This window comes from Arthrobacter sp. Hiyo1, from assembly GCF_001263615.2.
In the GTDB taxonomy this organism is placed as follows: domain Bacteria; phylum Actinomycetota; class Actinomycetes; order Actinomycetales; family Micrococcaceae; genus Arthrobacter.
In genome coordinates, this window is sequence record NZ_DF952471.1 from 214747 (window position 1) to 221044 (window position 6298).

8 protein-coding genes and 1 pseudogene are annotated in these 6298 nt (G+C 62.4%); 7 read left to right on the forward strand and 2 right to left on the reverse strand.

Annotated features, from left to right (window positions below):
• The 3 genes from AHiyo1_RS26725 to AHiyo1_RS12555 all read left to right on the forward strand — a co-directional run.
• Nucleotides 1-739 (forward strand): amidohydrolase family protein (locus AHiyo1_RS26725; protein WP_253257310.1); only part of this gene is annotated, 739 nt, incomplete at its 5' end.
• On the forward strand, nt 706-1356 hold the full coding sequence (locus tag AHiyo1_RS26730; RefSeq protein WP_253257311.1) for an amidohydrolase family protein: 651 nt from the start codon (nt 706-708) through the stop codon (nt 1354-1356). The genes AHiyo1_RS26725 and AHiyo1_RS26730, both read left to right, overlap by 34 nt.
• Before the next feature lie 7 nt (nt 1357-1363).
• Nucleotides 1364-2098, forward strand: a complete 735-nt coding sequence (locus AHiyo1_RS12555) for a maleate cis-trans isomerase family protein (RefSeq protein ID WP_059388791.1) — start codon at nt 1364-1366, stop codon at nt 2096-2098.
• An 18-nt stretch (nt 2099-2116) separates the two neighbouring features.
• On the opposite strand, the gene AHiyo1_RS12560 is transcribed toward AHiyo1_RS12555, so the two are convergent.
• Nucleotides 2117-2320, reverse strand: coding sequence for a cold-shock protein (locus tag AHiyo1_RS12560; RefSeq protein ID WP_035743560.1), 204 nt, complete (start codon nt 2318-2320; stop codon nt 2117-2119).
• 268 nt (nt 2321-2588) lie between these two features.
• Here AHiyo1_RS12560 and AHiyo1_RS12565 point away from each other — a divergent pair.
• Nucleotides 2589-2906: pseudogene (locus tag AHiyo1_RS12565) on the forward strand (SDR family oxidoreductase); the annotation flags it as partial.
• Nucleotides 2907-2987: 81 nt separating this feature from the next.
• Here the strand turns inward: AHiyo1_RS12565 and AHiyo1_RS12570 are convergent.
• Nucleotides 2988-4040, reverse strand: coding sequence for an iron ABC transporter substrate-binding protein (locus AHiyo1_RS12570; RefSeq protein ID WP_059388792.1), 1053 nt, complete (start codon nt 4038-4040; stop codon nt 2988-2990).
• A 325-nt stretch (nt 4041-4365) separates the two neighbouring features.
• Here AHiyo1_RS12570 and AHiyo1_RS12575 point away from each other — a divergent pair, with 325 nt between their 5' ends.
• From AHiyo1_RS12575 to AHiyo1_RS12585, 3 genes are all read left to right on the forward strand, one after another.
• On the forward strand, nt 4366-5019 hold the full coding sequence (locus tag AHiyo1_RS12575) for a hypothetical protein (protein ID WP_113990654.1): 654 nt from the start codon (nt 4366-4368) through the stop codon (nt 5017-5019).
• A gap of 54 nt (nt 5020-5073) precedes the next feature.
• Complete coding sequence (locus AHiyo1_RS12580; protein WP_059388794.1) at nt 5074-5508, forward strand: SRPBCC family protein; 435 nt, start codon at nt 5074-5076, stop codon at nt 5506-5508.
• Between the two features lie 130 nt (nt 5509-5638).
• The gene (locus AHiyo1_RS12585; RefSeq protein ID WP_148667555.1) at nt 5639-6268 is read left to right on the forward strand and encodes a hypothetical protein; all 630 of its coding nucleotides are present in this window, start codon (nt 5639-5641) and stop codon (nt 6266-6268) included.
• Nucleotides 6269-6298: the final 30 nt, after the last annotated feature.

Genomic DNA, 6298 nt, shown 5'->3' on the forward strand with positions numbered 1-6298 from the left:
CGACGGCGGCCGCATCATCCAGCTCATCGACGCCGCAGAACCGGTCCCCGCGGCCGCGCGTATCATCGACGCTTCGGGCAAGTTGGTCATCCCGGGCGGTGTGGACGGCCATTGCCACGTGGCCCAAGTGACCGGCCGCTTCCGCACCCTGGATGACTACCGCACCACCTCCACCGCAGCCCTGTGGGGCGGCACCACAACCATCATCGACTTTGGTATTCCGCGTGACGCCCAGGAATCCCCGCTGGACGCCGTCCTGAACAAGAAGCGCTTGGCCGCCGAATCCCGCTGCGACGTCGCGCTGCACGGCTCCGTGGTCAGTTGGGACGAGACCGTGCCCTGGCAGCTGGAGCAACTCGCCGCCGAGGGCGTCCGTTCGGTGAAGATGTACACCACCAACCGCGGCTCCACCATGGCCGACGGCGACACCATCCTGAAAGTCATGCGCGAAATGGTGCGCCTGGACGGACTCACGTACATCCATGCCGAACACGATCCCATCATCGCCGACTGCACCGAACAGCACGCTGCGGACGGCCGGATCGGCATCGATCACCTGCATTCCACACGGCCCGAGCTCGCCGAGGAAATCTCTGTCAAAGAGACCCTCGCCATGGCCGAGTACACCGGTGCGCCGGTCTACTTCGTGCACCAGTCGACCCCCGCGCGGTGGATCTGGTCACCGAGGCCCGCGGGCGCGGCCAGGTGGCCTACTCCGAGACGTGTCCGCACTACCTGACGCTGGATGACACCGTCTACGGCTCAAAATTCCCCGAATGGTATGCCTGCTGCCCGCCGATGCGCAGCGCTGAAACCGTCGCCGCGCTGAAGGAACGGCTCGCGGACGGAGCGATCCACACCGTCTCCTCGGACCACTCCTGCTACGACCTCTCGCAAAAGCGGGAGCGCACCGACGACGTCCGCTTCATGCCGCACGGGCTGCCCGGCGTCGAAACCCGAATGCCCGTCACATTCACCGCAATGGCGCCCAACAGCACAGTGGAGGACTTCGTCGAGGTCTTCTCGGCCGGTCCCGCGCGGATCAACGCCGTGCCCGGCAAGGGCACCATCGCGGCAGGGTTCGACGCCGATCTGGTCATCTTCGATCCCGCCGAAGAACGCGAGGTCGACGGCGGCGCGCTCCACATGGGTACTGACTTCTCGCCTTTTGAAGGGAAGACGCTGAACGGCTGGCCCGCCGTCGTCGTCTCCGCCGGACGCGTCGTGGTCGACGACGGCGGTTTCCACGATCCCGGACCGGTGGGCCGTTTCGTCGCCCGCAACGGCTTCGCCGCCCACCACGACGCCCTGTCCGTTCGAAAATCGCCGTCCGTTCCCGCCACCGTTTCTGCTTAGGAGAACCATGCCTTCCGAACACCGCCCCACCCGCATCGGCATGATCGTGCCGTCATCCAACACGTGCCTTGAACCGCAGAGCTACCGGATCCTGGGTGACCGCGAGGACGTCACCATCCACTTCACGCGCATTCCGGTCACACGCATTGCACTGGATGATTCCTCGGACAAACAATTCGATTCGGCCGTCATGAGGGAGGCCGCCGCATTGCTCGCGACGGCGGATGTAGACGTCATCGCATGGAACGGAACCTCAGGCTCCTGGCTCGGTTCCGCCCATGACGAAGCGCTGGTCCAGGAAATCACGGAGGCCACCGGGATCCCGGCCACGACCTCTACGTTGGCCTACCTGGAGGCCTTCAAGGCGTTCGGCACGGAAAGGATCAGCATGTTCACGCCCTATACAGGGGACGTGAACCATGCCGTCATTGAGTCATATGGGCGCGAAGGAATCAGGACGGTTGACCACCGCCACCTGGACCTCAGCAACAACGAATCCTTCGCCCGGGTCACGGACGCGGAGATGCTGCCCGGGTCCTTGGAACTTGCCGCCTCGAACCCGGACGCGCTCATTTATTTGTGCACGAACCTTTACGGCGCCAACATCACCGCGGAAGTGGAGGAAACCACCGGAGTGCCGGTGCTTGATTCCGTGGCGGTGACGCTATGGCACTGCCTCAAGCTTGCCGGAGCGCCCTTACTGGCACCCAAGTGGGGCCGGCTGCTTGCCGAACTAGCCTGATTCGTCAGTGGTGCCCTCTTAAAGAGGCTGGATGTTCTCCGCCTGGGGGCCTTTCGGGCCTTGGACGACGTCGAACTGGACCCGCTGATTCTCGTCCAGTGATCTGTACCCGCTTGAGGCGATCGCTGAGTAGTGGGCAAAAACGTCCGCCGAACCGTCGTCGGGGGCAATGAAGCCGAAACCCTTTTCGGCGTTGAACCACTTGACAATACCTGTTGCCACGGCCATGTTCCTTCTCTGAATCTGACTGGCCACCGGCTTCAAACCCGATGCCCCCGGACGCATACGTCCGCTTCCTCAAAGCTACGTGGCGGGGTTCGGGGGCGCAAGGATCTTCGGGGGTCTCGGTGTTCCCTGGGGCCCGAATCTTGAGGATTTCTTGTTCCTCTGCAGGGCGGGATCTTGAAACTGGGACGGCAGAGTGGTTGGCGATTAGCGTCGGCGGCCATGAAGGAGAACACCAGGTGGGGTTGTTCCGGCGCCGGTTCGAAGCGGCCGGATTGTCGCCTTGACGAGCGACCACACTGTTCACAACCTGCCGTATGGCGCGAGCAAGGGGGCCCTCGACCGGATCGTCACAGCGTCCGCCGTCGAGCTGGCAGGCCGGGGCGTGCGGGCGAACGTGGTGAACCCGGGCCCGATCGACACCGGGTGGATGGACGACGCTACGCGGCGTTCGGGCATTGACGCGACTCCAGCGGGTCGACTCGGCACGGCCGAGGACACGACGGACCTGGTGAGATTCCTGTTTTCCGGGCAGGGGTCGTGGATGAATGGCCAGATTCCTTATAGCAACGGGGGCTTTAAGGTCGGCTGGGCACTGACGGACCGCAGCCCCTGTCTTCGACGGGACAGGGGGCGGTCCGCAGCAGCAAGGCGGCCCTGGGGCCTAGAGAAGCCCGACCTTGGTCATCAACTCGGTAACCTTTTCGCTGTTGAGCTTGGCGGGGTCCACCGAAGGTGCCTGAAGGTCCTTGAGGGGCACAAGCTTGGAGTTCGCCGGTACGTCGGAGCCAACGGTGTATTCAAAGGAGACACCGTTCTGGAGGACCTGCTGACCCGCTTTGCCCGTGATGAACTTCAGGAACTGCTGAGCTTGCGCCTGCTTCTTGCTGGACGCCAGGACAGCGCCGCCCGAGACGCTGACGAACGCACCCGGGTCCTGGTTCTTGAAGTAGTGGAGATCAACATTCTTGCTGTTTTCTCCGGTCTGGGCCTGGTCCACGAAGGAGTAGTAATGGTACAAAACTCCTGCGTCGACCTCGCCTGCGTTCACAGCCGCGAGCACCGGGGTGTCGTCCTTGTAGGACTTGAAGTTGGTTTTAGCCGCCTCCAGCCATTTCTGGGTGGCGTCTTCTCCCTTGAGCGCAAGCATCGCGCTGACAATAGCCTGGAAATCGGCTCCACCCGTGGACGCACCGATGCGTCCCTTCCATGACGGGTCCGCAAGGTCCATCAAGGACTTGGGAAGCTTGTCTGCACTGAGCTTGGTCTTGTTGTAGGCCAACACGGTGGAGCGGGCCGCGATGCCCGTCCAGTCGCCGGTGGAGGGCCGGTACTGCGTAGGGACTTGGCTAAGGGTTGCCTGATCGACGGGGGCGAGCAACCCGGCACTCGCGATGCGGACCATCGCCGGGGAGTTTTCCGTGAGGAAGACGTCCGCCGGAGAGTTCTTGCCTTCCTCACTGAGCTGGTTGCTCATTTCAAGGTCGTCACCATTACGGAGCGTAACCTTGATTCCCGTCTCCTTGGTGAAGGCGTCCACCCATGCGCCGGTGAGGTTTTCATGCTGCGCGTTGTATACGACGATGCCGTCACCGGACGCGCCGGCCGTGGAACCACCGCTCGCAGTACCGCTTGGTGCGCCGCTACACGCAGAAAGTGCCAGCAGCGTGGCCGTGGCGGCGGCAAGGGCCGTAGCGGGTTTGATGCCGAATTTCATGGGGGGCCTTTCAAGGGTTCCGGCTGGGACCGGAATGGCTGGGGGTTGCCCTACCCTTCGTGCACAGCAGCCCGACGAGTCGGGAGGAACGGCAACGAGATAGGCAAGGCAATCCTTACTGTAATAACAACATGCTGCTGTTGCGTAATTCTGGGCACACTGAGGTCGACTGTTACAAACGGGAGCCTTGGCGCTAAATCTGTTCCGGTCCGCGTAAGGAAACCATTAAGGACCGACGACGGCCGCTCGGTTTGGTGGTCTGATGAAGAAAGGACGCACGGCCTATTCGGGCTTTGGGCCAACCTCGGTAGGAGCTGAATCCACCATGAAACGCAGTCCCCTCAACCAAGGAGCGGCACACGCTTCCGAGCTTGCCGGCGCGGCTCCGGAAGACTACGTCGTTGTCGATGAGCTCGGCGATTTCACGTACTACCCGTCCAAGACCGCCATGCTGGAAGACCTTGAGTACGTTGAGGAAGCGGCCAGCATCCTCGACCGGGCGGGGAACAACTTCCACTTGACCTTGGAGGAAGGCCGGAAGCTGACTCTTGGGTCCTCGTTCGGTCGGGTCGAATTCACGTGGCTCCGCCAAACCTGGATCAGCGACCGCCGCCGCGAACCGCAAGCGCATCGTTTGCTCCGCCTCTACCCCACAACGCTCGATGCCCTTCTGGCTGGAATATTTGAAACCTTGAGCCTGGAACTTGCCAGCGGCGCCACCGGTTCGCCCTGGGTATTGGATGTAGCGGGAGAAGAGACCCACTGCGCGACGCTCAGGGAGGTCGATGGCCTCCTCGCGCGGATGGACCACCTTGAACGAATAGCAGTGCGGGACCCCTTCGGACACGACTACCGGCCGATACGTCATGCGACCCACCGCCTTCACGCCCCGGGTGCAGGCGCGATCTACTACGTGGAGATTGAACCCCAGAGTGAAGAGGCCCAGCAGCGCCCCGAAGAATCTGAGCATCTGCCATGACTTCCTTCAATGGGGGTTACCGCCCGCTAGGCGCGTTCTGCAGTAGTTAGGGACATGGTGGACGTCCAGACCGAAATACTGATCCAGCGGCCCCGCGAGATCGTGGCAAGTTATGCTTCCAACCCGGACAACGCGCCGGTCTGGTATGTGAACATACGATCTGCACAGTGGCAGACGCCGAAGCCCCTCGCGGTCGGATCCCGGGTTGCCTTCACCGCAAGGTTCCTGGGCCGAAATCTGGACTATGTCTACGAATTCACCGAGCTTGTCCCCGGCGAGAAACTCACCATGCGCACAAGCCAAGGTCCTTTCCCGATGCGCACCACTTACACCTGGTCCGATGAGAATGGCGCCACCCGCATGACCCTCCGCAACACAGGTGAACCCTCCGGGTTCTCCGCGCTTGCGGGCATCCTCATGGCGCCAATGATGCGCACCGCCATGCGCAAGGACCTGGAGAACCTCAAGAAGATCCTCGAAGCCGGCTAGTCCACGAGCCCCAGGCTCTCCCCACGGCGTCGAATCGCCGACGCATTTATTCGCCGCAATTGCTGGCGAATTTCCTCTGTCGCGCGCAAGGATGACCCATACGATCGCCGCGGTCCACATTGGGGGAAACATGACCGAAAGCACCAACCTGCCGGAAAACACGCAGCCCGGCAGCAACGAATACGGCGCATCGCAGCGTCCCAAGCCTGAGTTCGGAATGAGCGCTCCGGATGCCCCGGGCCCCCACATTCCCTCTTGGCATCCGGAAGCCAACCAATCTCCGGCACCGGCATGGCCCCCCGCCCGCCCGATTCGAAGCAGCGAAAACGTCGGCCGGGGCACCCTGTTCGCCCTCCCGACCCTCCCGATCGGCGTCGTTCTGTGGCTCGTCATCTGGAATTTTGGCTGGATGTCCTCGCTCGTCACCTTTGCCGCTGCGGCGATGGCGGCCCGGTTCTATGTCATGGGAGCCGGCGGGCTGAGCAGAAAAGGCGTGTGGGTGATAGCAGCCATCACAGCTGCCACTGCGATTTTGTCTTTCGTCGCTGGAGTCTGGCTGGACGCCGCCAAGTACATCAATAGCCAGCCCTTGTCTTTGATCACCAGCTCCGAGCCGTGGGACCTGATGAACTACAACCTGGCGAACAACCCGAATTTCGTCAAGAGTTACATGGGCGACTTCTTCATGGCGCTGCTCTTCGGCGCCTTGGGTTGCTTTTTCACCCTTCGACGCATGTTCGCAGCCACAAAGAACTCCTGAACGGCCACTAGGAGGTCGATCAACCCCCTA